A 25,987-nucleotide genomic window follows, 5' to 3' on the forward strand; every position below is an offset into this window, starting at 1 on the left:
AAAGTAATACGTTATTCCATGTTTCCCGCTACTGGTACGGCTTTCGGGCAAATGCCGGCACATTAAATTCACATTAGCAAAAGTAGTTTGGAAACATTATTTTTGTCAACCTTGTATATTTTAAAATCGCTTATATGAGTATCGTGTACCTTGTTCCATGTTTTGGATTAATTGCATTACTGTTCACTGCTGTCAGAAGCGCCTGGGTTGTACGCCAGGATGCCGGAAACGAAAGAATGACCGAAATAGCCAAACATATCGCTGAAGGCGCTATGGCATTCCTGAAAGCCGAATACAAAGTTCTTACCTACTTCGTAATAATCGCAGCCTTGTTGCTGGGTTATATGGGAGCTTCGCATGAAAATTCCGACTGGACCATTGCACTGGCATTTATTATGGGGGCCGTGTTCTCTGCTACGGCCGGTTTCATAGGCATGCGCATTGCCACTAAGGCCAATGTACGCACCGCGCAGGCGGCACGTACCAGCCTGGCCAAAGCCCTGCAGGTATCCTTTACCGGCGGCTCTGTAATGGGAATGGGCGTGGCTGGTTTGGCCGTACTGGGCCTGGGTAGCCTGTTCATAATACTCAAAACTTATTTCGGCGCTGAAGCCAACACGCCGGAAATGATCAAAACCATTGAAGTGCTCACCGGCTTTTCACTGGGTGCAGAAAGCATTGCGCTGTTTGCCCGTGTAGGCGGTGGTATTTATACCAAAGCAGCTGACGTAGGCGCTGACCTGGTAGGTAAGGTGGAAGCCGGCATTCCCGAGGATGATCCGCGCAACCCTGCTACTATTGCAGATAACGTGGGTGATAACGTAGGCGACGTAGCCGGTATGGGCGCTGACCTGTTCGGCTCTTATGTAGCCACCGTGCTGGCTACCATGGTGCTGGGCGCTGAAACCCAGTCTGTAGACAACTTTGGCGGTATTGCTCCCATCCTGCTGCCTATGCTCATTGCAGGTATGGGAATTATCTTCTCTATCATCGGTACCTTCTTCGTAAAGATCAGCGACAGCGCCGGTTTAAATACCAGCGCCGTGCAAAGAGCGCTGAACATGGGTAACTGGGGCTCTATAGTGCTTACCGCTATTGTAGTATATTTTATGGTACAATGGCTGCTGCCGGAAAGCATGCTGCTGCGCGGCCATGAATTTACAAAAGGAGGCGTATTTGGCGCTGTGGCCGTGGGTTTGGTAGTAGGTACCCTCATGAGCCTTATTACGGAATATTATACGGCCATGGGTAAACGCCCGGTGCGCTCCATCATCCGCCAGTCAGCTACCGGCCATGCTACCAATATCATTGGCGGTTTATCTGTAGGTATGGAATCTGTTACGCTGCCCATTCTGGTGCTGGCAGGCGGTATTTACGGTTCTTATGCCTTTGCAGGCCTGTATGGCGTAGCCATTGCAGCTGCAGGTATGATGGCCACTACAGCCATGCAGCTGGCCATTGACGCTTTTGGCCCTATTGCCGATAATGCCGGTGGTATAGCTGAAATGAGCGAGCTGCCTAAAGAGGTACGTGAAAAAACGGATATCCTGGATGCAGTAGGTAACACTACCGCCGCTACCGGTAAAGGTTTTGCCATTGCATCTGCTGCGCTTACCGCCCTGGCGCTGTTTGCCGCTTTTGTGGGAATTGCTAAGATCAGCAGCATTGATATTTATAAGGCCAATGTGCTGGCCGGCCTGTTCGTAGGTGGTATGATCCCCTTCATCTTCTCTTCCCTGGCAATTGCAGCCGTAGGCCGTGCAGCCATGGCCATGGTGGAGGAAGTACGCCGCCAGTTCCGCGAAATCCCCGGTATTATGGAAGGCAAAGGCCAGCCGGAGTATGAAAAATGCGTAGCCATTTCCACGCAGGCCTCTATCCGCGAAATGCTGCTGCCGGGTGCTATTGCGTTGATCATGCCGCTGATAATAGGGTTTATTTTTGGCCCTGAGGTGCTGGGCGGTTTCCTGGCCGGTGCAACAGTAAGCGGTGTATTAATGGGTATGTTCCAGAACAATGCCGGCGGCGCCTGGGATAATGCAAAGAAGTCTTTTGAAAAGGGCGTGGAAATAAACGGAGAAATGTACTACAAAAAGTCGGAGCCGCACAAAGCCTCTGTAACCGGCGATACCGTGGGCGATCCTTTTAAAGATACTTCAGGCCCGTCTATGAATATCCTCATTAAGCTAATGTCTATTGTATCCCTGGTAATTGCGCCTACCCTGGCACAGATCCACGGCAATAATGCAGATACTGTAGCTAAAAAGAAAATGCAGCCTACACAACAGGTGGTGAAAACAGATAAAGAAAGTACACTGATCGTGAAAAAATAGTTTGGGCTATAAATATGTAAATGTGCTGGTATATACGTATACACCAGCACATTTGCATATTAGCACATTAACTAATTATCCCCTATCTTTGTACTGTAATTTCATTAATTACAGAATGGTTAAGAGTAAGTTTGCAATATCAGTACACATTTTAAGCCTGCTGAGCACCGGCGGGGAAGAGTGGCTATCATCTGACTACATTGCCGGTTCTATGAATGCCAATCCTGCCCTGGTGCGCAAAGAGCTGAGTGCATTAAGAGCAGCCGGCCTGGTAGAAAGTAAAGAAGGTAAAAGCGGTGGCAGCCGCCTGCGTAAGCCGGCCTCCCAGATCCGCATGTCTGACGTGTTCCAGGCGGTAAAGGAAGATCATGTATTTGGCTTCTCTCCCAACCTGCCTAATCCCGACTGCGCTGTTGGCGCAGGCATTAATGATGCGTTGGATGAATTGTTCACTGAAATAGATCACACTATTTATAACCGCCTTAAACGCATGACCCTGGCGGCTTTCACAAAGCAGGTCATTAACGCACAAGCCTGATTGAATTACGAATTATCAATTACGAAATGCGGAGCATTCACGAATGCCATTGAGAGTAAATTATGATATGAGTAATTACGAATGTGATCGTGTTTTGTTGATGGCATGCACCTTTACGTAATTAAATAACCCTTCATTATTACTTCTTTAATTCTTTGTGCGGCGCGCATCCTTGCATAATTGAACAACCCTTAATTATTAATTACTGGCGGTGGCGCGCCCTTCCCGGGCTGATCCCAAACTTTTTACTGAAGGCATTACTGAAATGCTGGGGAGATGAGTAACCCAGTTCATGGGCAATATCCGTAAGGGGTTTATGCTGTTGTAATAAAAGCTCCCGCGCGTGGTCCAGCCGCTGATCATTCAGGTAACCAAACACCGTAGTATCAAATACCTGTTTGAAACCGGCTTTCAGCTTAAACTCATTCAGCCCTGCCAGCCTTGATAGCTCGCGCAGGGAAGGTGGCTGCTGCATATCGCTCATAAGCAGGTCGCGGGCATAGTACACCTTTTCCCGGTCAGTGGCTGATAAGGCAGTGCTTACAGGTGTGCTCCCACTTTCCGACCTTTCATATTGCTCGCACTGTAAAGCCAGCAGTTCCAGCACTTTAGATTGCAGGAACAGCTTTTTAATACCGCCTATGAACTGGCAGCTGCGTATCTCTTCCAGCACCTTTAACATTTGCAGGGTAATGGGCTGATTATTACGCTGGTTCAGGAATACCAGCTTATTGCCGGCAACCTGCTCTGCCAAACGGTCCATTACGCGGCCATTATTTTCTGCAAACTCCAGGAAACGGTCGCGGGCAAAACTAAGCGATACCATTTCTATAGTATCCTGCTTCTTTATTTGTGCATTTTCTGATAAAGTGGGGTTATACAACAGGTTATGTTCCAGCCGGGAAAAGTTGTAGTTACGCTTACCCGGTAAATTGCTCATAAAATTGCCTTGTAGCACAAAATGCTGGGATACCATGGTGGGCGCATCCGGCGCCAGTTCTACCGCTACATTCAGGTTTTCATATACATGCGCATGGCCAAAAGCAATATGCAGCCCGTCAAAATACATTTCCCGGAAACTGGCGGTCCCAAAAGCAAACTGCATTTTCATCTCCTCTTCTATAATGCGGGGGCTTAATAACTCCTGAGAGGTGAGCAGTTTATCTTCCCTATGCAGCACATTCCGGGAATCGTTCGTAATAACTACGGGCATAAAAAATCCGTTTAGTGTAAATTTTAATCCTTTTAATGCAACAGTTCTAAATAGGCAGTCCCCAAATTTGCACAAAAATATTCCGAATATAAAAATATAATATCCATGATTGGAATATTTAGAACGAATATAGCCACCCAACATGATAAGAAAAGGGTGATCGGGGAAATAGAAGCCAACTTTAACGTAATGGCCTGCAGCATAGATATTGAGGACTGCGACCGGGTGTTACGCATTGTGGGTCAGCAGGTAGTGGAAGATGCCATTATGAGCTTTGTTAAAAGGCTGGGCTACCACTGCGACCTGCTGGACTAAGGGCCGGGAATAATATGGAACCACGCATGAAACGTCATCTACTAAGGTAGGGGGCGTTTTTCAATTTTATGAACCTACGTAATCTTGTTACAACGTACATGCACCTCCTATTCCTCTGCTGTAGTCTGTTATTCGCATTCATAATCAATTTAAAGGGTGCTCATACCCCCGCTTTGGGCGGGGCCGTAATGCGTAATTGACAATTCGTAATTAAAAATTTCCCTTCCAATTTAGGGGTACACTAATTAACTCCCGTCATATATGCAGAAACACAAAATTTAATACGGTGTTCCTAAAATAAAAGGGTAGGTACTGCCGTCTTACAATGCACATATATATAAATCTTATATGAGAAAACACCTGATTCTGCTCATGTCGCTCGCCTGCTTTATACTGCAAGGACTGACACTGCACGCCCAACAACGTTTTACTGTTAGTGGTTACGTAAAAGACCAACAAAACGGCGAAAGCCTCATCGGCATCTCCGTATCCAAAGCAGGCACCAGCCTGGGAACGGTTACCAACGAGTATGGATTCTTTTCGCTCACCCTGCCCGCCGGGGAACATGAGCTGCAATTTTCCTACATTGGTTACACTCCAATTAAACAAACCATTACGCTTAACCGCAACCAGCAGCTGAACATTAAACTGGAAAAATCCAGCAGCCAGTTAAGCGAAATAGTGGTTAACGGTAAACAGGAAAAAGCAGTTAATACACTGAATACCAGTATTAACCGCCTGGATATTGCACAAATGAAAAAGATGCCCACCTTCCTGGGCGAGGTAGATGTGCTGCGCTCCATACAAACCCTGCCTGGTGTAACCACCGTAGGAGAAGGCGCCAATGGTTTTAACGTACGCGGTGGTGCAACAGATGAAAACCTCATCCTGCTGGATGAAGCCCCCCTGTACAACTCCACGCACATGCTGGGCTTTTTCTCCGTGTTTAACCCGGATGCCGTGAAAAGCCTGAACCTGATCAAAGGCGGATTCCCGGCAGAATATGGTGGCCGTACTTCTTCTGTACTGGATATTCGTATGAAGGATGGGGATAACCAGCGCCTGGGCCTTACCGGCGGTATCGGCAACATTTTCAGCCGTCTGGCCGTGGAAGGACCTATCAAAAAAGATGAATCCTCTTTCATAATAGCTGCCCGCCGCTCTTATGTGGATGTGCTGTTCAAACCCTTCCTGAAAGGCGACATGGCAGATACCAAGCTGTATTTCTACGATGTTACCGCCAAAGGCAACTTTAAGCTGAATAAGAACAATACGCTGTTTGTAAGCGGTTACCTGGGCCGCGATGTATTTGGTTTCGGTAAAGATATAAATATGAGCTGGGGTAACACCACCGGTACTGTACGCTGGAATCACGTATTTAACGACCGCCTGTTCCTGAACATGACCACCTTTTACAGTAAGTATGATTACAGCCTGAAGTTCAGTAACGAGGATAAAAAAACGGGCAATGAGCCGGATCAGAATTCCTCCTGGACCTCCAATATCATTAACTACGGCGTAAAACCATCCTTTACCTATTACATTAGCACCAGCAACAGCCTGCACTTTGGGGTACAAGGCATCTATTACACCTTTAAACCCGGTAAAGGCGGCGGCACACAGGACAACCAACAAAGTGAAGTGCTCCTGAAAGACCAGCACGCACTGGAAGCAGCCGTGTACCTGGATCACGAGTATAAGCCCAGTAAGAAGTTCGGTATCCAGTACGGTGTTCGTTTCTCTGCCTACCAATACCTGGGTAAAGGCACTGCGTATTACTACAATGATACTACGCCGGGCGTGCGCAGAAGGTTAATAGGCTCTAAAGACTATGGTAATAATGAGCTGATAAAAGGTTACTACTACTGGGAACCCAGGGCAAGTGCCAAGTACAACATCAACGACAACCATGCCGTAAAAGTGGCTTATGCACGCACTACACAGTTCATGCATCAGCTGTCAAACACCGCTTCCCCTACCCCGCTGGACATTTGGACACCCAGCACCAATAACATAGAGCCGCAAGTAGCCGACCAATATACGTTAGGGTATTTTTATGATGCACCTTCCGGCTTACTGGAGCTGAGTGGTGAACTGTTCTACAAAACCATGAAGCACCAGGTGGATTATATTGACAATGCCAACCTGCAGCTGAACCAATACATTGAAGCAGACCTGTTGCCATCCAAAGGCCGTGCATATGGTTTGGAATTAATGGCTAAAAAAGAAGTAGGCGCCACCACCGGCTGGGTAAGCTATACCTTATCCCGCACAGAGCGTCAAACAAATGGCATCAGCAAAAATGAATGGTTCCTGAACCGTTACGACCGTACACATAACATCAACATAGTTGTATCCCACGAGTTCAACAAACGCAGCTCTCTTTCCGCCAATTGGGTATATGCTTCCGGTACGCCCGGTACGTTTGCAGACAGCCGCCTGGAATACCAGGACTGGGACATCCCGTATAACAGTTCTGATGAGCGTAACAACTATCGTTTGCCCGCCTTCCACCGCCTGGATCTTTCGTTTACCCGTAAAGGTAAGCAGCACAAACGCTGGCAGGGCGAGTGGGTATTTTCACTGTACAACGTATATGCCCGCAGGAATGCCTATACGATCTACTTCCAGCAGAATGCAGATGATCCTTCCAAGAAAGACGCCAAACGCCTGTCTATCATAGGTTCCATACTGCCGGGTATTACGTACAACTTCAAATTCTAAAGCTGAGAAAGCCAAAAGAGATACTCACTGCCGCAAGGCAAATGATAAAGACAAAAAATACGATCATGAAACAACGTTCCATGAGACAAATAACAAAGACAAAAGATACGCTCATGAAAAATATTCGCTTCGTTATATTAATCACCCTCGCAGCAGCCGGTTTTACCGCCTGCGAGGATACCATTGACCTGCAAGTACCTAATGGTAAAACGTATCCCGTGCTGGATGCGTGGATCACTACAGAAGGCGGTCCGCAGTCCATCAGGCTTACCCAGTCCGTTACCTCTTATACCAACAATACACCGGCGCCGGTGCTGTCCGATGCCACCATTACCCTGCAGGATCTCACGGATGCCAAGACGTATAACTTTGCTTTCAGCAATGGTGCGTACACTTACGATCCGGGTGGAGATCTAAGCATTGGTAAAGTAGGTCACGTGTATAAATTAACCGTACTGTATAAAGGTGAAACCTTTGAAGCTACAGACACCATTAAACGCGTACCTGAAATTGACTCCATTACTTACGAGTTCAAAAAAGCAGACGAAGCTGCCAGCGGTGAAGAAGGTTATTATGCCTACATGAATGCAAAGGATATTGCAGGTGGTAATGATTATTACTGGATCCGTTCTTACCGTAACGACCGCCAGCACCGCAATACAGACGTTTATGCTATCAACGGCGCCTTTAATGATGATGTAGCAGATGGCTGGGTATTTATACAGCCCATAAAGGAAGGCATTACAGATGATGATAAGCCTTACCAGAAAGGCGAGAAAGTGATTGCCCGTATCGCCTCTCTCTCCCATCCCAGCTATTATTTTATTCAACAGGTAATTGACCAGTTAAACAGCGGCGGTTTGTTTGCCAAAGTGCTGGAAAACGTAAAGCCCAATATGGTAAATGTTACCAACGGCGGCCAGCAGAAGATGCTGGGCTGGTTTGGCGCCTCTGCAGTAAGCTTTAAAGAAAAAGACATCCAATAATTTTTATAAAGAAGAATGAATAATTAATAATCGCACAACAGACAGGCACAAGGGAATTCAACGCTATCATCCATATACGGCAGGCTTTATTCATTATTAATTATTCATTCTTCACTCTCCTTCCTCCGCTAAAAAATTAAAATCTAAACAAGATGAAAAAAATAGGACTGGCGCTGCTGGTGCTGATTACAGCACAGCAGGCATGGGCGCAGCATGCCCCGATCGAATCACTTTTCGGCAACAATCGTACAGAAAAGAAAAAGGTAACAGTAGGCGCTTACGGCACCGCCATCGGAAAGCTCACTCCCATCAATGGCAAGCTGGGCGTGCTTACTGGCTTACAGGGCGGAGTGCTGCTGAATAATAAATGGATGTTTGGCGCCGGCGGTTATGGTTTAGCCAACAGCATTAAGGCACCTAAGCTGAATGTGGCAAATGAAAAGGATGAATACATACAAATGTGGTATACCGGCCTGATGGCGGAGTACACTCACAATTCCAATAAGCTGATCCACTGGTCTGCCGGTGCATTGTTAGGCGGTGGCGGCGTAGGCCGGGATGAAAGGCACCATGGCTGGCATAATGACGATGATGATCATCACCATGGTTGGAATGGTGGCAGCGGCTTCTTTGTAGCAGAACCTTTTGTTGGCGTGGAACTGAATATTACTTCTTACCTGCGCCTGAATGTAGGTGGCAGCTACCGTTTCATCAGCGGTTCTGAAACACCGGGTTTAAAAGACAGTGATTTAAGTGGCGGTGCTTTCCATGTAGGTATTAAGGCTGGTAAATTCTAAAATTTTTACCCATTATCCTAGCATGCTTAACACTGATGTATGAATGCTTGCTTTTCTGCATCGGATGTTAAGCATGCTTGTTTAAAGCAATAACCTGTAACCTTTCCGGTTTTTTCCGGTGTACTGCATTCCTGCAATAATTCATACAATCACATCGCCCCCTAAATATCCCTAACTCCTTATTGTTTCCGGCTTTCCCAGCATACTACATTCCTGGTATAACCTGCTCAAACACATCCTCCCTTAATATCCCTACCGCCATACTTTTCCGGCTTTTCCCTGTATACTAAATCCCTGCTATAATCCACATAGCCACATCGCTCCCTCAATATCCAGCTCGGCCCCTTTCCAACTTTTCCTGCGTACTAAATCCCTACTATAATCCATACAACCGCATCCCTCCCTCAATATCCTAACTCGCACCCTTTCTAACTTTTCCTTGCATACTGTATTCATGTCCAAGCCCGCTCAAACGCATTAAGCGTTCGGCGTTCAGCGTTTTTCCGTAAATTAGCATATGTCCCCAGACCTTATACACTACGCTATTCCGGGTTTTGTGCTGCTATTACTGGCGGAGGTGATCTTTTCTGCCATTGAAAAAAAGGACTTTTACGAAACCAAAGATGCCGCCAGCAGCATTGCAATGGGGCTGGGCAATGTGTTCCTGGGGTTATTTACCAAAGCGATTATTTTCGGCGTATACACTTTTGTATATCAATACCGGTTGTTTACCCTGGGCTTTGTATGGTGGGCCTGGGTGTTATGCTTTTTTGCAGATGATCTCAGTTATTACTGGTTTCACCGCGTAAGCCATACCGTACGCTTTTTCTGGGCTTCGCATGTCATTCACCACTCCTCCCGCAAATACAATCTGGCTACCGCCCTGCGCCAAAACTGGACCGGTAACTTCACCGGCACCTTCCTGTTCTGGGTGTGGATGCCTTTGCTGGGGTTTCATCCTGCCATGGTAATGACGATGCAGGCTATTAGTTTATTATACCAGTTCTGGATCCATACAGAAGCTATCCATAAGCTGCCCCTGTTTATAGAATGGTTCTTTAACACCCCCTCCCACCACCGTGTGCACCATGCTTCAGATATTAAATATTTAGACCGTAACCATGCCGGTGTGCTCATTATCTGGGACCGCATGTTTGGCACCTTTACTCCGGAAACAGAACGGCCCATTTACGGTCTTACCAAAAACATTTACACCTATAACCCGCTCCGCATTGCTACCCATGAGTGGATAGACATCTGGAAAGATCTGCGCCATAGCCGCTCTTTTAAGGATGCCTGGCATTATTTATTTGATGCCCCCGGCTGGAGCCATGACGGTACCCGCAAAACAACTAAACAGCTGCGCCGGGAGCAACCACTTTCCTAACTACTCATCCCCTTCAACTTTAGGATCCCTGTCTCTTTTCAGGGTTTCATCTTACCTCAACCTGCATTTTTCCAGATTCCCCCACTCACCCCCTTTGACATAAAGATCCCTGTCTCTTTTCAGGGTTTCATCTTACCTCAACCTGCATTTTCCAGACTCACCCCCTCACCCCCTTTGACATAAAGACCCTGCCTCTGTCAGGATTGCATCTTACCCAACCTCAACCTGCATTTTCCAGACTCATCCACTCCCCTAACCGCTCATCCCTTCCTTCCCTCAGATCACCCTTTTTATTTACCATTCCCGCCATCTTTTCAAGATTCCATTTTGCATTTACGAAAACTATCGTACATTTGTTTACGAAGATATTCGTATATTCATTGAAAGTATAGTATTACATTGATTATGAGCGCAGGAAAACAATTAAAACCTACAGAAAGTGAGCTGGAAATTCTGAGGGTACTTTGGGAAAAAGGGCCTAGTACCGTTCGGGAAGTGCATGAGATATTGGAACAAAGTAAAGACGCGGGTTATACCACCACCCTGAAGCTCATGCAGATCATGCATGAAAAGGGGTTGTTACAAAGAGATGCCAGCAGTAAAACACATATTTATGCTGCTGCTGTATCCCAGGAAAATACCCAGCGTCAGTTATTGGATAAAATGATAGATACCGTGTTCAATGGCTCTGCATCCCAGCTGGTGCTGCAGGCTTTGGGCAATCATAAATCATCGAAGGAAGAGCTGGAGAAGATCAAACAGTATCTGAACGAAATTGAAAAGCAACAACGCAAGTAGTTCGCCTTTTGCAATAATCATTTTAAATCATGGCTGCAATGTTCCTCCCTTACACTACAGACCTGGTAACAGCCCTTGGCTGGGCCATTCTGCACTCCACCTGGCAGGCCCTGCTCATATTTGGCTGCCTGCGTATTGTGCTCAAATTATGGCCCACTGCTACGGCCAGCACCAAATATAACCTCTCCTTTATTTCACTGGCAGGTATATTCGGCTGGTTTGTGGTTACCCTGTTCCAGCAGCTGGATGCAGTTACCCAGGTTCATGCTATTGCTAACCCGGCAGCTGCTGCATCGCCCATATTGCTAAATATACCGGTGGTATATCAGAACCAGCAGGAGCTTACCTGGGCTTTTCCTAACCTGGAGTTCTGTTTTCCCATATTGGTAGCGTTGTATATGGCGGGTGTAGGTGTAATGTGCATTAAGCTTTTTGCAGACCTGGCGCAGCTGCAGCAGATCCGCAAACAACAGGGCTTGCCTGCAGATACTGCCTGGGAACAATACCTGCGCAAATTGTCTAAACAGCTGCAAATACCCCGCAAGGTAAAATTGCTGGTATCGCAGCACATACAGGTTCCCGTGATGATGGGTTTTCTGAAACCGGTAATACTGGTACCTATCGCCATGTTCAACAACCTGAGCGCCGAACAGCTGGAAGCAATCCTGCTGCACGAGCTGGCGCACGTAAAACGCAATGATTATATACTGAATATCTTCCAATCCATTGTAGAAACAACCCTTTTCTTTAACCCCTTTGTATGGTGGATCTCTAAGTACATCCGCCTGGAAAGGGAACACTGCTGCGACGATATGGTAATAGCCCATACCGTACAGCCCCTGCACTACGCCAAAGCCCTGGTAGCGTTGGAAGAATACCGGTTCACGACCAACCCGATGGCAATGGCGGCTGCAGACAATAAACAACATTTGTTTTACCGCATTAAACGTATCATGGAAATGAAAACGTCCCATCTCAACTATAGTCAAAAATTAATGGCAGTTTTAATCATTGCCGTTGGCTTAACCGCCATAGCCTGGATCACTCCTTCCGCCCGGCAGGATAACAAAGCAGCAACAACTGCCGGAAAGCCGCTCATGGCAGCTGTTCATACAACCACCCCGGCGAACCAGGATACCGTACCGGCTAAAAGTGGTACGCCTGTCCCTGCCCCCACACCAACCAGCACGTATGACCGGGATAGCAAGGCAGACACTTCTGGTAACTCCGCCGGTCATACAGACTTTGATTATGACAGTGACAAGGACATGAAGGATGCCAAAGAAAAAATGGATGCTGCCCAGGAGCAAATGATCATAGCGCAGAAAGCCATGCAGCAGGCCATGAAGAACATTGATTGGAAAAAGATCAATGAGGAAACAGCAAAGGCAATGAAAAATGTTGACTGGAACCAGATCAATAAGAACGTGAATGAGGCCATGAAGAACGTTGATTGGAAAAAGATCAATGCAGAAATAAATGCTTCCATTAAAGAAAGCCAGCAGTCCTGGGACCCCGAAGTAATTAACCAAAGCGTGCAGCTGGGCTTACAAAGCGCTAAGGAAGCAATGGCTTCCATTAACCTGGAAGAGATCATTAAGAACAGCATGCAGGAAGCCCAGGAGGGTATGAAAAGAAGCTTTAGCCCGGAAGAAAAAGAATCCATGCGTAAAGAAATAGCTGCGGCACGTAAAGAAGCCCGGCAGGCACAGGAAGAAGCGCTGAAAGAAGTACGTAAGAACGCCCGGGAAGCAACTAAAAAAGCGAGGGAGCAAATGGATTATGCCAGGGCAGATGCCAGGCGCAGTGAAACCACCGCCCGTCAGCAGGCAGAACAGGCCCGCCGCCAGGCAGAAGTAGCCAGGCGCAAAGCTGAAGTTACTCATGCCCGGTATAATGAATTAGTTAAAAAGATGGCCGCCGATAACCTGCTGGATCCCAACAAGGCTTATTCCATCGAAAAAAAGAATGGTCAGCTCTATATTAACGGCACACAACAATCCAGCGCAGTAATGGATAAATACCGCTCCTACCTGGAAGAAGGTAACACGATAACTCTCAAGGGGGAAAAGGATAACCTGAACATTAACATACAGGATTAATACCGCTCCATCCTGGAACTAAATGCGGCATTCCATCACCAGGAAACAAAGGTTCCTTTAGCCTGGATTGTGCAGCAACAACATCACTTCTGATTATACCCGCTTATCTGCCTCACCGCCATTCGCAAATAAGCATTTTTTAAACGCTACTGCCGTTCATACAGCAGTAGCGTTTAATTTTACCAGTTACCCTATCTTTAGGATTATTAAACTCTTTTTTTCACATGCGTGTATTAGTGATCATATTAACCGTACTCTGTGCAGTACAGGTGAATGCCCAAACCAATGAAATTATTGTTCAGAAAAAAAATGCGGCTACCGCGGTAAAAAACCAGGCACAAACCGGCACCTGCTGGTGTTTTTCCACCACCTCACTGGTAGAATCAGAGTGTATCCGTAAGGGAGCACCCGGCCCGGACCTCTCGGAAATGTTCACCGTGCGTAATATGTACATGGAAAAAGCGCTGAACTACATCCGGCGCCAGGGCGCTGCCCGCTTTGACGAAGGCGGCCTGGGGCACGATGTGATACATGCCATGGCTACTTATGGCATTATGCCGGAAAGTGCCTACAGTGGGCTTATTAATGGCCAAACGCAACATAACCACACCCAGCTGGTAGGCGAGCTGCGAAGCTACCTGGATAGCCTGTTGAAAATTAAACGCCCTATCCCGGATAACTGGCAGGAGCGCGTTACCGCCATCCTGGATCAATACCTGGGTAAACCGCCGGCCAGCTTTGAATATAATGGCCATACCTATACACCGCTTACCTTTGCCAAAGAAGTAGTAAAATTTGATCCGGCAGACTATGCCTTCTTTACCTCCTTCAGCCACCACCCTTTTTACCAGTCTTTTGTGGTAGAAGTACCTGATAATTTTTCCAACGGCGCCTATTATAATGTGCCCTTAAATGAGCTGATCAGCCTTACCAAAACGGCCATACAAAACGGCTACACGGTAATGTGGGATGCAGATGCCAGCAACCGTGGCTGGATGCCCGGTAAAGGCTATGCCCTGGCCCCTGCAGAAGATGCACCCATTATGGGCAGCACCATAGATCCCGACCAGCAGGAACGGCCTAACTCACAGGAATACCGTCAACGCCTGTACGAAGAGCTGGTTACCCAGGACGATCACCTGATGCATATTACCGGCCTGGGTAAAAGTCCTAAAGGCAAAGACTTCTTCATCGTTAAAAACTCCTGGGGCACCAATGGACCTTTAGGCGGTTACGTAAATGTATCCGAACCCTACTTCGCGATCAATACTATCACGATTATTGTACCTAAAGCCGCGCTGGATAAGTCAATAAAAGAAAAGTTGGCAATGGCTATGAAGAATTAATGGGTCAACTATATTTTGATAAGTGCATATGCGGATATACAACACCCACACTTCTACACCGTTGCATATCCGCATATTCACTTAATGTACTACTTCAAATTTTGTATAGTGTTGTACAGGTGCATCTGTTAACTCCAGGGCGCTCACTACGGCATGAGGTGGCCCCTGCCGGCACCAGGCAATAAAGGCTTCCATAGCTGCAGCCTCACTTTCCGCAGCAATCCACACACTACCATCCGGTAAGTTCTTTACCTGCCCGGTAATACCCAGCAGCTCTGCAGTTTGCTTGGTACTGGCCCTGAAATAAACACCCTGTACCTTTCCTTTTACAATTATCTGCTTGTGTATCTTAGCCATAGATTGCATTTTTTAAGCTAACCATCAACATAGATACCAAAACTACAAATAATCTAAGATCCGGTATGCCCTTGCATCCAATCTTCAGCCTCTTCGTAAAACAACAGGTCATTCACCGGAACCATTATCAGACCCGGTATGCCGTTACATCTATCTACAGTTCTTCCATAAAACAGCAGATCATCCGCCGAAGCCATAACAGGCCATTCCCGGCTCTACCCTTCTATTAAACATTCATCAATCACCGCTTTCGACAATACCTTATTCTTCGCATTTACATCATGCCTGCCGGTCAAACCAGGTAACCCTTCTCCCTCCCTCAACACACATGCACACAAAGCACACAAAAAGAGAAAGAGCATAGCAATACTCCTATCGTAAATTAAATACGATCGTAGTACAACTGGTAACCCATACCCGCGCTGTGCTAGTGCTAAGTGCTACGGGAGCTGCCTCCGGGCAAGAATACAGTGGCGTCAAGAGCCCACGGGCATTCAAGCGCCCACAGATATTCAAGAACCCACAGGCATTATAGAGTTACCTGGTATTGACTGTTACTATCACATGGCAAGCAGGGTTAACAACAACAAAACAGGGTTAACAGGGGACATTAATTTTCCAGTTACATTCATGGTTACTGTTCTTTGTCAAGTCAGGCGTAATCAATATAGATATGGTGAAATAAAAACTTTATAGATCAGGCTGCGTAGTTAAACAAGGTGCGGTGCTGTTGCTCCTCGCCACCAAACGTAAATTCCTTCACCAGCTCGTAAGCGCCACCGGCAGCCGGTTTCCTCAGCAAAGCAAAGCTTCTGCAATTGAAGCTACGTACAAACAGCTGATGATCAAACATCGGATATACCTGGTCAAACTCACGGGTGCTGATAGCCCTGGCCACCGTAATATGAGGTTTGTAATCATTCGGCTTCAGCTCAAACTGCTGCAGGATCTTTTTCCGTAACTCCGTTATGGGCTTGGGATTAGCCACGTTTACATAAATAGTACGTTTTACTGCACCGTGATCAAAGTGATCAAATTTGGAAGTGTACACCGTAAAACCGGATTGTTTGCGGGCAATTTCTTCCAGCAGGTGAATACAATCCTCCTGGAATTTTTCCGGGAATACAGAACGGAATAAAGAAATGTGCGCCCTGGAATAACGGCTGGTAAAAATGCCCAGCTCCCGGGCTATTTTTTCTTTGAAGCTGCGTACTTCACCCGCAGTCCGGGCATCCGGGTTAATCACCACCAGGTAATCATAGAGTGCCGTCTCTTCGGCTGTTAATAGGATCTGTGTTTGCATAACCAACAACTTTAAACCTTCACGATTGTTGACAACACAAATATACAACCTTTTTTTGGTTTTACTAATTTTTTTAGCATTTTCTGCTAATTTTTTGCGCAACTCAGCGGCTGCGCAAAAAATTAGTATTGTTAGTATTGATTAAGCAAGTTTTGATATAATCGCTGTGAAATCAGCCGCCACCAGGGAGGCGCCGCCAATCAGGCCACCGTCTACATCCGGGCACGCAAACAGCTCGCCGGCATTCCCGGGTTTAGCACTGCCGCCATACAGGATGCTCAGTCCTAAAGCAGCTTCTCTACCATACTTTTCTGCAATCTGTGCGCGGATATATGCATGCATATCCTGCGCCTGCTGTGCGCTGGCAGTTAACCCGGTGCCAATCGCCCAGATAGGCTCATAGGCAATCACCACCTGCTTCAGCTGCTCCGCAGTCAGATGATACAGGCTTTCTTCCAGCTGTTTAGCTACATAGGCATTTTGTGTTTCCGCCTTCCGGATCTCTAAAGGCTCCCCGCAGCAGAAAATAGGTTTTATACCATAAGCCAGCGCCACATCGATCTTCTTAGCCAGCATGGCATTGCTTTCCTGGAAATATTCCCTTCTTTCAGAATGGCCCAGTATCACATAATCCACACCGATAGATTGCAGCATTTCTGCAGATACTTCCCCGGTATAAGCGCCGGATTTTTCAGAATAACAGTTTTGTGCAGCTACATAAAAACCCGGGTAGTTCTTCAGCAGGGCCTTGGCTTTTAACAGGTAGGGGAACGGCGTGGCAACCACCACTTCCTGTCCTTCCTGTAATTTAATACCGGCCTGCAGAATATCATTGATCAACTGTTCGCCCTGTGCCAGGGTGAGGTTCATTTTCCAGTTTGCCGCTGCAATTTTTTTTCTCATGATGCTGTATTAAGTTTAAAAAGAGTTACGCTTTTTCAATCGGGGGCGAAAATTATTAATTATTATCCTTAATTACTCATTTTTAACAACCGTTTCATAAACAGCCCCTAATATTTTGCGTTCCGCCTCTGTGATTTGCCTGCCTTTAAAGCCCATCCAGGCCACGGCATCCCGTGTAGCCTCCTGCAAGCGGTACACCGTGGTTCCCTCTCCGCCGCCCCAGGTAAAGGAAGGCATGAACTTGGGCGGAAAACCACCGCCAAAGACGTTACAGGACACGCCAATGACCGTACCGGTATTTAGCATGGTATTAATACCACAGCGGCTGTAATCGCCCATTAAAGTGCCGCATTTGCGTCCGGCAGGCCAGGCTTCTTTGCGGGCCTCCATCCATACCTTTACTTCGCCGGCATTGTTCTTCAGGTTTGAGCAGGTAGTATTGGCGCCCAGGTTACACCACTCACCTATTACCGCATCGCCCAGGTAACCCTCATGCCCCTTATTGGAGTAACCGAACATCATTACATTCTTGATCTCTCCCCCGCCGGTACAGCCGGGGCCCAGGGTAGTAGCACCATACACTTTGGTACCCATCTTTAATACGGCGCCTTCCCCCATAGCCAGCGGCCCTCTTACCAGGCAGCCCTCCATGATGTGAGCGTCTTTACCAATGTAAATAGGGCCGGTAGATGCATTCAGCACGCAATGTTCTACCACGGCGCCTGCTTCTATAAAAATATTTTCCGCTGCAGTTACCTGGTTAGAAGCGGGTATAGGTGCGGAAGTACGCCCGGCGGTCAGCAGGTCAAAATCTTCCCGGATAGCTTTATCATTCAGGCCAAAGATCTGCCAGGGCAGGTCCAGGGTATCTACGGGTCCGTTATAGTTCTTACGGTCCTCTGCAGGCAGGGTAAGGTCATTACCGGGCACTATCTTTACCAGCAGGTGGTTCTTCTTATACAGCTCCTGCCCGGCTTTTAAGGAGGCAATGGTATCAACCAGCGCTTTATCCGGTACAATATGCCCGTTGATCAGCACATGCTCAATATTGGCGGTACCTAACCGCAGGGGATACTTTTCCTGGAGATAAGACATTGTAAAGTGGCATACAGGCGCTTGGAGCCACTGTTCCCACTTTTCCTGAATAGTAAGGATACCGACCCTGCAGGCAGCTACAGGTCTTGTGTAGGTGAAGGGATATAAAAGATCGCGGGCGGGCGTGTCAAAAAGAATATAGTTACGCTCCATACGGGAGCTAAAAATAAAAAAATCCCACTGACAAAAGCCAGTGGGACGGAAAATATTTGTTAAAAAGCTTATTTAGCGCTTTTCGCGTAGCGTTTGTTGAATTTATCGATACGGCCGGCAGTATCAACCAATACGTTCTTACCAGTGTAAAAAGGGTGAGAAGTGTTGGAAATTTCCAGCTTAATCAACGGATACTCATTACCGTCTTCCCATTTAACAGTCTCACGGGAAGGAGCAGTAGAACGGCTTAAAAAGCTGAATCCGTTAGACATGTCTTTGAATACTACGAACCTGTAACTTTCTGGATGGATACCCTGTTTCATTATTTTATTTGTTTTTGCCAGACGAAACGATGGTTTCATCTGATTGTTATTTTTTATTTAATACGGACGGCAAAGGTAAATAGAATATTTTAAATAGCCAATACCGGGCGCCCGATTTACGATTTCATGTTCACATACTGCAGGGGAATACCCAGGTTAGCCTCCTTGCATTTTTGTATAACATCCTGCAGGTCATCTATTTTCTTACCCGTTACGCGTATAATATCGTCCATAATGGCGACCTGTACCTTTAAACCGGAGTCCTTGATCATTTTCACGATCTTCTTGGCATCTTCCTGTTTAATACCGTTACGTACAGGAACCTCCTTCTTATATACTTTCCCGCTCTGGTAAGGTTCCTTACTCTGGTCGTAAATAGTGGCATCCAGCCCCTGGCGCATGGTACGGCTGATGAGCACCTCTATTACCTGGTTCAGCTTCATATCACTTTCCACTTCCAGGTTCAGCACCAGGTCTTTTTTATTCAGCTCAATACTCACGTGGGAGTCCTTAAAGTCAAAACGGGTGGTGATCTCCTTTTTTACCGTGTTAATGGCATTATCCAGCGTTTGCAGATCTATTTTGCTAACAATATCAAAGGATGGCATAATTAAAATACTTTAATAATTGATTCCGGCAAATATAAAAAAAATTCCCGCCCTTGAGATGGACGGGAATAACCGTTAAATATTAAACTTGTTATCCAACTACCTTACCGGTAGAGACCGGCTTAGGTGTAGCGCGTTTAGCCTTCCTTTGAAATTCTGCCCATACCGGAAACCGACTGGGAGATCGCAGGATTGCCTTTATACTTTACGTTCCCCATGCCGGAAACGCCTACTTCTAATTTTTTAGCTGCATTTACACTGGCATTAGCGCTGCCGGAAATCCCAATGTGCACATCATCTGACTGCAGATCAAAAGCGGCAATATCTGCCTTGCCGGAAACACTGTAATTCGCTGCGGTAGAGCTGCCTTTCAGTTTTACATTACCGGCGCCGGAAACCGCTACTTTCAGCTTCTGTGCATCCAGGTCCAGGTCTGTATCAGCAGCGCCGCTCACGGAAATTTCCAGCTCATCGGTCTTCAGCTTGCCTTTGCTGTAAAAACCACCGGAACCGCTGGCTGACAGCTCGTTGATCTGCTCCATAGTTACATATACATTCACCGGTTTGGTGGGTTTAATGGAGTAACCTTTCTTCACCTTGATCTCCAGCTCTTTTCCATCGATCTCTGTTACTATGTAAGGCAGCAGGTTGCTTTCTGCTTCTACCTCTATAGAGTGGGTATTACCCTGTTGTATATATACCTTAAATTCGCCGGAGGTGCCAATATCTTTAAAGGCAGATGCGGTACGTTTTTCCTGCTTTACGTCGCCATTTCCTTTCACACGCTCATGCTCCTGCCGTACCATAAATGAGGAGAACACCATAATAGCAGCCAGCAACGGAAAGCTCAGGAACCATATAGACTTTTTCATGACTAAGAATTTTTTAGATCGGTGAATGTTTTTGGTTTATACAAAGATTTTAGAATGACGTATATACGTTCTCGTTATTGCTCTTTCATGTTCACATCGCTCTGTGAGCCATTGATGTTAAGCATAGGCGATTGTTCGCTACCGCTGGCCGTGGTGGCGCTGTAAGCTAAGTGCGTATTCTTTTTAACAGAGCTTACATTTTTTACCGGAAGCCCGTCTATGCCCAGATCTCCATAGTTTAAATTAACAGTCAGGCGCAACGCTGCTTTAGGTGCAAAGATCAGGTCAATATCACTATAACTAAGCTGAATATCCCCGCCTTTAAAAGTGCTCTGGATCTCTTTTACTTTCAGGTCGCCGTAAGTAAGCCGTGCATCCAGGCTTTCCCGCAGGTTAGAGACAGTGAAATCGCTATAATTGGCAGTAGCATTAAGGGTGCCCACCTGCCGGATCTTATAATCGCTGTAATTAGCTTTTGTGATCAATGTTCCCACACTGCCTAATGTATAGTCAGAGTAGTTGGATTTGGCATCCAGCTTATCGGCAGCATCACAGCGTATATCTGAATAATTGGCTCTGATCTGCAGGTCAGCGGCTTTATCTATTTTACCTTTATTGCAATAGTTCAGATCCATATCCAGCGTTTTGCCGGCTTCCCGGATAGCATAAAAACAATAGTTTAAATTCATCTTGGCAGCAAAAGGCAGCTCGTCGGTGATCACATCGCCAAAATTATTTTCCAGTGTAAGCAGGTTTAGATTTTGTGGCACATACAGTTCGTAGTCAATGTTCACATAATCCTTTGAATCTTTACGGTTGCCCCAGGAGAACCACTTACTTCCCTTGCTGGGGTTGTAGCTGGTTTGCAGGCTCACTGCGCCGGCATCTGCATTGGTTTGTATGTCTACACCATTGGCTATCTCCTGTGCTTCTGACGAGCTTTTACCGTAACCGGTAATAATAACGGTTGCCTTTATCTGGTTTTTAGCCCAGGTGTGTACGATGATCTTGCCGTACTTATTGTGAACATCCAGCTTAGCATTGCTGTTTACGGTAAATTCTTTTGCTACAGTGCGTTTGAACTCAATGTCGCCCTGGTGAGCGCAGGCCCACAACGGCAGTAAAAGAAAGAGTAGAATTTTAGATTTCACGTTCATGATGATTGAATGTTTTGGTTCCAGGCTGTTTGGCCTGCAGTTCTTCCAATATTTTATCTAACAGGTCCAGCTTCATTTGGTAATAGCGGACCATTGCAGAGCGGATGCGTTCATTACCCGGGTTGGCTTCCAGCTCTTTTTCCAGCAGCTGGTAAGTATCATTGCGCAGCTCCAGCTCCTTACGGGCAGTGCTATCCAGGCCCAGTGCCTCCGGGGAGTACTGGCGAATGTCTTCCAGCTTCTGCTCTATCTGGGAGGTATAGTACAATTTTGCTTCCTGCAGCTCCGGTGAAATGGTACCAAGGTCTTGCTGCTGTTTCTTAAACTGCAGGAACTGGTATATCATAACACTGTTCACTATCAATACCAGCACTGCTGCGGCTTTCAGCCAGTGGCGCTTTAACAGCTGCACCACCTTAGGGGTGTGCGTTTGCTGCGCTTTCAGCTGCTGCTCCAGGCCTTTCCACACACGGGCGTTTGGCCCCTGCTCCTCAAAACCGGCCCTGTGCTGCCGGATAAAATCCTCAAAATTGTGTTCTGACATGCATTTCTGATTTTCATAATTTCTGACTCACCATCTGCCTCACTTTCTCTTTTGCCCGCATATACTGGGTTTTTACGGTAGATTCCGATATATCCAGCATGCCGGCAATTTCCTTGTGGGAGTATTCTTCAAACAGGTACAGGTTCAGCACAGTTTTATACCCTACCGGTAAAGCTGCAATGGCCTCTTTTACAGCGTTCACCGTTCCGGTAAAGCCCGCCTCATCCACGGAGGGCTCCTCCTCTACTTCTACCCGGTCTACCTCTTCAAAGTATACCTTCTTACGGCGCAAATGACTCAGACAATGATTCACCACGATCCGTTTAATCCAGGCAGTTACACTACCCGCCTGCTCCAGTTTGCCAATGTTTCCGAATACCTGCATAAAGGCCTCCTGCAGGGTATCTTCCGCATCTGTTATATTACCTGTCATTCTAAGACAGATATTATACATAGCGGCGGAATAAGTGTCGTACAGCTCTTTGAAAGCACGTACGTCGCCCTTTTTACATCGGGCCACTAATTGGTCTGTTGCGGGCGTTGGATTCAAGTTGTCGGTTAATCTTTGCATTATAAAGACGATAAGGTGAGAAAAGGGTTGCATGCCCACCGGAAAAAATTTCGTGAAATAGAAACGCGGCCTACAGGGCCGCGCTTCTTCCATCCTTATATATACCTAAAAACCAGTTGGCAGTAGTAAGTGGGCAGTTTGCAGCTATCAGGTAATTTGGGGGCGGATGAAAACTATTGGTTTGATTACCAATTCTTTACCTGATTTTCAGAATGGCGGCTCTTTTAACTGCCTCCTGCCGGCCTGCTACTGCCAACTGATTAATTACCTCCTCCTTTTACACGGTTCTGCTCATCTTCCAGGCCGGTTTTCCGGTTGCGGGCGGCTTTTACATTGGTGTTACCAAAACGATAGGTGAAGTTGAGGCGTACCTGCTGGCTTTCCCACTTGGAGCTTACCCGTGTATAGTAGCCGGCGTTGTCAAACGTACCCTGGAAACGCTGGTTATTGAAAACGTCGCTCACATTCAGCTTCAAAGTACCTTTCTTATTCAGTACTGATTTGGAGATACCCCAATCCAGCGCATACATGGCTTTCATTTTAAACAGCCCTTCCTGGGATATCTGCGGCGACATGTAGAAGAACACCAGCTCTGTACTGAAGCCTTTGGGCAGGGTAAAGGTGTGCTGGGTGCGGCCAAAGAAGCCGGCAGCATTCACATTCACCAGACTATTGTTCACCACTGTCTGGTATTTGCTGTAGTTGCCGGACAGGTTGGTGAAGCTGGTCCACCATTTTGTAATGGGCATCGGTACAGAAATGTTCAGGTTAAAGTTGTCTGACTTGGCTACGTTCAGATACTTATACTTCATTACAATGGTATCGCCGGTTACTGCATCCCGGTCAGCTTCCAGCATCTGGGTGATCATATCTTTTGTATGGCTGTAACCTACAGAGGTGATCAGGAACTGCTTGAATGTATGGGTGATCTCAAAGTTGTTGGAATACTGAGGCCGCAGGTACGGGTTACCGGATGCCTTGGTATAACGGTCCAGGTAAAATTCAAACGGGTTCAGATCTTCGTAGCTGGGGCGCTGTATGCGGCGGCTATACGAAATGCCCAGCTGGTGATTCTTACCGGCGGCATAACTTACAAACACACTGGGAAACAGGTTAAAGTAAGTGGTATCATTAATGGTGTTCAGTGTTACAGAAGTACCTTTTACATGCGTTTGCTCACCACGCAGGCCTAACTGCACCCCCACCTTTTTAAACTGCTTGTTGAAGTTAATGTAACCGGCATTAATGTTCTCCTTATATATAAAGTGGTTGGAGCGGTTAGCATCATATACCCAATTTGTATTCCGCAGGGAATCAAAGCGGGCATCGTTATCAGATTCCACAAAGCTCACCTTGAAACCTGCTTCCAGCTTGGCCTGGTTCTTCAGCGGGTTTGAATAATCTGCCTTAATAGTTTTAATATCTATAGTAGAAGGCTGCAGGTTGCGGGAAGTATCGCCGCGCAGGTAGCCTTTATTATTACCTTCAAAAGTGGAGGCAAAGATGTTAGCATTTTGCCTAGATGTGTTCCTTGCATAGTCTAGGTCCACATTCAGCTCTTTACCACTGCTGTCCAGTACTCCTTTATAGTTCACGTTATAAGCCCAGCGGTCCCATTTGGAAGCATTTTGCGTACGGGTGATCAGGGTTGAATCCACTCGCTGCCCATTGCCGATCAGGGTAGTTGCCGTACCAGGGCTGCCCCAGGTGTTAAAAGAAGCATCTACCATTACACCAACTGTGTGGTTCTTGCTTACAAAAAAATCTGCACCGGCTTTGGCTGAATGATAGTCGGATTTGTTCTTCATAAAGTTGTACTGGTCAAACACATTAAGCTCTCCTTTATTAGTACCGGTGCGGTACAGGCCCAGGCGCTGGTCGTTTGCACGGTGATTGTAGTTATAGGAGCCGAACAGGTTCACCTTGGCAGCACGGTGATTCAGGTTTAACCCACCGTTGTACTTGGAGCTGCGGCCCTGTGCGAATCCCAGGTTCAGGTTACCGTTAGTACCGTAGCTGCGGTTCTTTTTCAGTTTAATATTAATGATCCCGGCGTTGCCCGCTGCATCATACTTGGCGGAAGGATTGGCAATGAGCTCTATCTGCTCAATATTATTGCTTGGCATATTTTTCAGCAGCTGGGCAACGTCTTGAGGACTCATATTGGTAAGCTTACCATCGATCATGATGATCACACCATTTTTCCCTTTCAGGGAAATGTTATCATCTTTATCAACAGTAATACCCGGTGATTTTTCCAGCACCTCCATGGCGGTACCGCCGGCAGCTACAATGCTGTTTTCCACGTTCACCACCATTTTATCGGCTCTTTGTTCTATAAAGGGCTTCTTGGCAGTTACATTCACCTCTTTCAGATTTTTGGTATCCGCCTCCAGGGTAATGGAACCGAGGTTTACGGGCTCCCCGTTCACTTCAAACGGTTTTCCGTAAGCTCTTGCCATTCCTACATAAGCGGCAGCTACCAGGTAACGGCCCTGTTTAATATTTTCAAATTCATAGCGGCCATTTACATCTGCTATGGCTCCTTTTACCAGGGAGGAGTCTTTTGCTTTTAATAAGGTAATGGTGGCAAACTCTACCGGTTTGCTATCGGCCTTTACTACTTGGCCGTTCAATTTTACGGGGTTGGATGATTGTGCTAAAGCTGGTTTCAGGGTGGCGCTGCCGATGATGCTACTCAAAGTTAACAGCACGATCAAATGTTTCATATAAGGCGGATTTAGATTTATAAACTTTTAATCATTAACGGTTTTTAGAAATGCTATAGTTCCTTTCTTTATCAACTACAGTGTAAAGGTAGGTATTATGCATTGCACAGTACATAGTATTACACAAACGGTTGCTAAATGGGGACGATTGGTAAAAACATTGAAAAGGAACATTACAAAGACGTTGATGCTACTATTTTGTTACAGACGATTTTTAAAACTACAACCTGTTGGTAGGTGGAATAACCCTTTTGTTACAGCTAAGTTTCACTTTTGTGTACTCATAACACATCAAAGGTATTCCTGCTAATGGGTTAGGACAAACCCTTTTAGGTAAAATGAGGTTTTTAACCGGTAAGTGGCAGCCGGTAGATAAGTTGCAGTAAAAAAGGCGGTAAAATTACTTGTTTTCCCAGCGGATGTTGTCCAGCAGGGCGGCCTGGCTTTGCTGCAGCTGCTCAAAGAACACCCGTTCTTCCTTACGGATATGCTCCTCCAGGCCGCGGGCCAGCTGGTCCATCGCGCTTTCCAGGTCGGTTTGCTCCGTAAGGGCGCTGTACATGCGGGAGATCTGCTGGTGCTCCAGCACCAGCTCCTGTATTAAAGCATCCAGGGCCGCATCTTTACCGGCGCAGGCTTCAAACAGGTACTCTTCTTTCTGGATATGCGGTACCATTACCTCCTGGAACACTTTTACTATATACTCCAGTTTAGCAGGTATCTCTAAAGGAAACCCTTCATACGCGGCGGCATCTTTTTTCAGATAACGGCATACAAATAACAGGCGTTTGTGCTCCTGTGATAATGGCACTAAAGCTGCATGACGGATCATA

Annotated in this window: 23 protein-coding genes; 10 read left to right on the forward strand and 13 right to left on the reverse strand. The window is 46.6% G+C overall.

The features are described from left to right. Positions 1-134 precede the first annotated feature (134 nt). Together BMZ54_RS17550 and BMZ54_RS17555 are read left to right on the forward strand one after the other, a co-directional pair. Positions 135-2,333: a sodium-translocating pyrophosphatase gene (locus BMZ54_RS17550; protein WP_089914640.1), complete on the forward strand. Its 2,199-nt coding sequence runs from the start codon at positions 135-137 to the stop codon at positions 2,331-2,333. A gap of 115 nt (positions 2,334-2,448) precedes the next feature. After that, positions 2,449-2,871: an RrF2 family transcriptional regulator gene (locus tag BMZ54_RS17555; protein WP_089915746.1), complete on the forward strand. Its 423-nt coding sequence runs from the start codon at positions 2,449-2,451 to the stop codon at positions 2,869-2,871. A 202-nt stretch (positions 2,872-3,073) separates the two neighbouring features. Here BMZ54_RS17555 and BMZ54_RS17560 read toward each other — a convergent pair whose 3' ends face one another. Continuing rightward, positions 3,074-4,084 (reverse strand): helix-turn-helix transcriptional regulator, encoded by a 1,011-nt coding sequence (locus BMZ54_RS17560; RefSeq protein ID WP_162277583.1) that lies wholly within the window; start codon positions 4,082-4,084, stop codon positions 3,074-3,076. Positions 4,085-4,189: 105 nt separating this feature from the next. On the opposite strand from BMZ54_RS17560, the gene BMZ54_RS17565 reads away from it, so the two are divergent. From BMZ54_RS17565 to BMZ54_RS17600, 8 genes are all read left to right on the forward strand, one after another. Beyond that, positions 4,190-4,399 carry a hypothetical protein gene (locus tag BMZ54_RS17565; protein ID WP_089915749.1) on the forward strand — a complete coding sequence of 70 codons (210 nt, stop codon included), beginning with the start codon at positions 4,190-4,192 and terminating at the stop codon, positions 4,397-4,399. 348 nt (positions 4,400-4,747) lie between these two features. Continuing rightward, positions 4,748-7,123 carry a TonB-dependent receptor gene (locus tag BMZ54_RS17570; protein ID WP_089914646.1) on the forward strand — a complete coding sequence of 792 codons (2,376 nt, stop codon included), beginning with the start codon at positions 4,748-4,750 and terminating at the stop codon, positions 7,121-7,123. A 65-nt stretch (positions 7,124-7,188) separates the two neighbouring features. Continuing rightward, the gene (locus BMZ54_RS17575) at positions 7,189-8,109 is read left to right on the forward strand and encodes a DUF4249 domain-containing protein (protein WP_162277584.1); all 921 of its coding nucleotides are present in this window, start codon (positions 7,189-7,191) and stop codon (positions 8,107-8,109) included. Positions 8,110-8,261: 152 nt separating this feature from the next. Further along, the gene (locus BMZ54_RS17580) at positions 8,262-8,906 is read left to right on the forward strand and encodes a hypothetical protein (RefSeq protein WP_089914652.1); all 645 of its coding nucleotides are present in this window, start codon (positions 8,262-8,264) and stop codon (positions 8,904-8,906) included. 517 nt (positions 8,907-9,423) lie between these two features. Further along, positions 9,424-10,293, forward strand: a complete 870-nt coding sequence (locus BMZ54_RS17585) for a sterol desaturase family protein (RefSeq protein ID WP_089914655.1) — start codon at positions 9,424-9,426, stop codon at positions 10,291-10,293. Between the two features lie 405 nt (positions 10,294-10,698). After that, positions 10,699-11,091, forward strand: a complete 393-nt coding sequence (locus tag BMZ54_RS17590) for a BlaI/MecI/CopY family transcriptional regulator (RefSeq protein WP_089914658.1) — start codon at positions 10,699-10,701, stop codon at positions 11,089-11,091. A 38-nt stretch (positions 11,092-11,129) separates the two neighbouring features. Then, a complete protein-coding gene (locus BMZ54_RS17595; RefSeq protein ID WP_162277585.1) occupies positions 11,130-13,193 on the forward strand; it encodes a M56 family metallopeptidase in 2,064 nt (687 codons plus the stop codon). A 224-nt stretch (positions 13,194-13,417) separates the two neighbouring features. Further along, positions 13,418-14,539, forward strand: coding sequence for a C1 family peptidase (locus BMZ54_RS17600; RefSeq protein ID WP_089914664.1), 1,122 nt, complete (start codon positions 13,418-13,420; stop codon positions 14,537-14,539). A gap of 81 nt (positions 14,540-14,620) precedes the next feature. Here BMZ54_RS17600 and BMZ54_RS17605 read toward each other — a convergent pair whose 3' ends face one another. From BMZ54_RS17605 to BMZ54_RS17660, 12 genes are all read right to left on the reverse strand, one after another. Continuing rightward, positions 14,621-14,896, reverse strand: a complete 276-nt coding sequence (locus BMZ54_RS17605) for an acylphosphatase (protein WP_089914667.1) — start codon at positions 14,894-14,896, stop codon at positions 14,621-14,623. A gap of 697 nt (positions 14,897-15,593) precedes the next feature. Continuing rightward, complete coding sequence (locus tag BMZ54_RS17610; RefSeq protein ID WP_089914670.1) at positions 15,594-16,199, reverse strand: 2'-5' RNA ligase family protein; 606 nt, start codon at positions 16,197-16,199, stop codon at positions 15,594-15,596. Between the two features lie 141 nt (positions 16,200-16,340). Then, the gene (gene tpiA, locus BMZ54_RS17615) at positions 16,341-17,102 is read right to left on the reverse strand and encodes a triose-phosphate isomerase (protein ID WP_089914673.1); all 762 of its coding nucleotides are present in this window, start codon (positions 17,100-17,102) and stop codon (positions 16,341-16,343) included. A 72-nt stretch (positions 17,103-17,174) separates the two neighbouring features. Then, a complete protein-coding gene (locus tag BMZ54_RS17620) occupies positions 17,175-18,350 on the reverse strand; it encodes a putative sugar nucleotidyl transferase (protein WP_089914676.1) in 1,176 nt (391 codons plus the stop codon). A gap of 68 nt (positions 18,351-18,418) precedes the next feature. Next, positions 18,419-18,673: a type B 50S ribosomal protein L31 gene (locus tag BMZ54_RS17625; RefSeq protein WP_089914679.1), complete on the reverse strand. Its 255-nt coding sequence runs from the start codon at positions 18,671-18,673 to the stop codon at positions 18,419-18,421. A 116-nt stretch (positions 18,674-18,789) separates the two neighbouring features. After that, a complete protein-coding gene (locus BMZ54_RS17630; protein WP_089914682.1) occupies positions 18,790-19,281 on the reverse strand; it encodes a YajQ family cyclic di-GMP-binding protein in 492 nt (163 codons plus the stop codon). A gap of 137 nt (positions 19,282-19,418) precedes the next feature. Beyond that, a complete protein-coding gene (locus BMZ54_RS17635; RefSeq protein WP_089914685.1) occupies positions 19,419-20,153 on the reverse strand; it encodes a head GIN domain-containing protein in 735 nt (244 codons plus the stop codon). A gap of 74 nt (positions 20,154-20,227) precedes the next feature. Further along, a complete protein-coding gene (locus BMZ54_RS17640; protein ID WP_089914687.1) occupies positions 20,228-21,310 on the reverse strand; it encodes a DUF4097 family beta strand repeat-containing protein in 1,083 nt (360 codons plus the stop codon). Then, positions 21,294-21,854: a hypothetical protein gene (locus BMZ54_RS17645; RefSeq protein ID WP_089914690.1), complete on the reverse strand. Its 561-nt coding sequence runs from the start codon at positions 21,852-21,854 to the stop codon at positions 21,294-21,296. The genes BMZ54_RS17640 and BMZ54_RS17645 overlap by 17 nt, the downstream gene beginning before the upstream one ends. 13 nt (positions 21,855-21,867) lie before the next feature. Further along, the gene (locus BMZ54_RS17650; protein ID WP_162277586.1) at positions 21,868-22,425 is read right to left on the reverse strand and encodes an RNA polymerase sigma factor; all 558 of its coding nucleotides are present in this window, start codon (positions 22,423-22,425) and stop codon (positions 21,868-21,870) included. Positions 22,426-22,685: 260 nt separating this feature from the next. Further along, on the reverse strand, positions 22,686-25,154 hold the full coding sequence (locus tag BMZ54_RS17655) for a TonB-dependent receptor (RefSeq protein WP_089914696.1): 2,469 nt from the start codon (positions 25,152-25,154) through the stop codon (positions 22,686-22,688). Positions 25,155-25,554: 400 nt separating this feature from the next. Further along, positions 25,555-25,986, reverse strand: a complete 432-nt coding sequence (locus BMZ54_RS17660; RefSeq protein WP_089914698.1) for a hemerythrin domain-containing protein — start codon at positions 25,984-25,986, stop codon at positions 25,555-25,557. Position 25,987 lies beyond the last annotated feature (1 nt).

The organism is Chitinophaga rupis (assembly GCF_900109685.1).
Taxonomy (GTDB): domain Bacteria; phylum Bacteroidota; class Bacteroidia; order Chitinophagales; family Chitinophagaceae; genus Chitinophaga; species Chitinophaga rupis.